This is a genomic window from Roseovarius aestuariivivens, assembly GCF_004761875.1.
Taxonomy (GTDB): domain Bacteria; phylum Pseudomonadota; class Alphaproteobacteria; order Rhodobacterales; family Rhodobacteraceae; genus Roseovarius; species Roseovarius aestuariivivens.
Genome location: NZ_SJEY01000029.1, coordinates 1 through 2,228, shown reverse-complemented (window position 1 = coordinate 2,228; position 2,228 = coordinate 1). Strand labels below are relative to the sequence as shown.

Here is a 2,228-nt window from a genome sequence, read left to right as displayed (position 1 = left end):
TCCAGCGCATCGCCGCAGACGAGCCGATGTGGCCCCAGCTGCCAGATATCGCCTGGGCGCACCCGCGCCCGCGTGGTACTCGGCAACGCGTCATCTTCCGGATCCCCCGGGTCTACCGGTGACACGGTCTCCAGCACTCCATCGATCTCCGGAATGGAAAAGCCGGTGATCGAGAGATCGAAGTCCAGGTCTGACGACATCAGCTCGCCCAGTTCGGCGGCCAGCAAGTCCTCGTCCCAGCCGGCATTGAGCGCGAGCTTGTTATCCGCGAGCACGTAGGCGCGTTTTTCGTCGGCGCTCATATGGTCGAGCCGCAAACACGGCACATCCTGCCAGCCGAGCAACCCGGCCGCCTCGACCCGTCCATGACCGGCGAGGATTGTGCGGGTCTCATCGATCAGCACCGGGTTGGTGAAGCCGAAGGTCTCGATGCTCTCGGCAATCTGCCGGATCTGCTTTTTGGAATGGGTTCGGGCATTGCGCGCCCAGGGGGTCAGATCGCCGATCGCGATCATTTCAATATCTGCTCGGGGCATTCTCGCCTCCATTTGTTACTGCCCGCAGGGCGGAATCACTCCGCCTGCCTTGCGGGTAAGATATATCAAACGGGTGGCGTGTTGTAAAACTTATGCGTATGGTGCCGTTCAACACATCAGACGGGAGGGGAGTATGGATATTGGAGACCGCCTGTTCAATCTGCGGCAAAAGAGCAACCAGTCGCTACAGCAAGTGGCGGATGCGATTGGGATTTCAAAAGCGCATATTTGGGAGCTGGAGAAAGGACGCAGTAAGAATCCGTCCTTCGACCTGGTCCGCAAGCTGGCCGGGCATTTCGGTGTCAGCATCGATGAACTGGTTGGACACGCCGAGGAACCTGATGCTGCAAGCCTGCAGATCGAACGCCTCCATCGTGGTTTGGAAGATCTCTCTGAACGTGACCGGGCCGTGGTCGAAGACATGATCAAGGCCCTGAGGGCCCGGGCTGACGAGGCCAGCTGACCCTTGCAACTCGACCGCATCGCGCTTGCCGATATCTACCGGCCCGAACCTCTCGCGATGGCGATCCATGCGCAGCTGGGAGAGATTGCCCCGCCGATCCCAGTCGACCAGATCGCAACAGCTTTGGATATCTCCGAGGTTCGAACCGGAACTTTTGATGGTTTCGAAGGCATGCTTTTGACCGACAGCCGGCGCAGTCTCGGTGCGATCCTGGCCAATAACAAGCATGGGGCTCGAAGGGCGCGCTTCACCATTGCGCATGAACTGGGGCATTTCCTGATGGAGCATCACGTCTTGACGGCTGAGACAGGGTTCCAGTGCCGGGCGGCGGATATGCGGGAGACGTGCGAAAGCAGGCGAGAGCAGAAGCAGGAAACGCAGGCCAATCAGTTTGCAATCAGTCTGCTGGCGCCGTTTCGCATGGTCGACGGTTTTCTTTCAGAGGATCCGGACCTGCGCGACTGTCAAAGGATGCGCGACGGTCTGGATGTCAGTCTCGAAGCCTCTGTCAGGCGCATGATCGACCGGCGCCCGGAACTCCTGGCCGCGGTATGGTCGAAGGACACGCGCGTGCGCTATGTACATCGGGATAAAGGGTTTCCATATGTCCCGCTGAAGACGCATGATCCGCTGCCGAAGACCACGGCGGCCTTCCGCGCCATTGGTAACGGTCAGCTTGGCTTCACAGAGCCGATAGAGACGCACCCGATGGCCTGGACCAATCAACCTGAGCCTGATCTCTTTGAACAGACCCGCATTGGCGTCGATGGGCACGCGGTCACGCTTCTCTGGGCGGATAGCTCTGGCCGCGAGGATCCTGATACCGACGATGATCCGGGTCAACGCGAGCTCGGCATGCTGGGGTTCCGGTGAAACACCACCCGCCAGCGGTTCCCTGATCCGCCGGGAAAATCCCCTGATCGAAAAAATTCTTTCCCTGTTCGCGCGAAAGAAATTCCCTGTTCCGGGAATAACAGGGAAATGGCCTGCAACCCCCTCAAAAACCGGAGATTATCTCATCGAAATTTGGCGGAATCGGCGTGGAACGGCCCAAAAAAACGAAAGTTCCCTATAAATTCCCTGTAAAACAGCGAAAACAGGAAAACCGAACCGCCTTAAATGCGGCTCTGAGACGCGCGGGATAATCTCCCCGGATTGCCGAAGATCGGTGCGTCTCTGTCGGAAAGCTGCCATGCTAAACACCCTAATACGCGCAGAAAAATCGGCTC

The 2,228-nt window shown here is 58.6% G+C and carries 3 protein-coding genes; 2 read left to right on the top strand and 1 reads right to left on the bottom strand.

Annotation, left to right across the window (positions count from 1 at the left end; all coding sequences use genetic code 11):
- On the bottom strand, nt 1–536 hold a 536-nt coding region (locus EZV60_RS18885; RefSeq protein ID WP_167853590.1), incomplete at its 3' end, for a ParB/Srx family N-terminal domain-containing protein.
- Between the two features lie 133 nt (nt 537–669).
- Between EZV60_RS18885 and EZV60_RS18880 the strand changes: the two genes are divergently transcribed.
- Nucleotides 670–999, top strand: coding sequence for a helix-turn-helix domain-containing protein (locus EZV60_RS18880; RefSeq protein WP_135507621.1), 330 nt, complete (start codon nt 670–672; stop codon nt 997–999).
- 3 nt (nt 1,000–1,002) lie between these two features.
- Complete coding sequence (locus EZV60_RS18875) at nt 1,003–1,872, top strand: ImmA/IrrE family metallo-endopeptidase (RefSeq protein ID WP_135507619.1); 870 nt, start codon at nt 1,003–1,005, stop codon at nt 1,870–1,872.
- Nucleotides 1,873–2,228 lie beyond the last annotated feature (356 nt).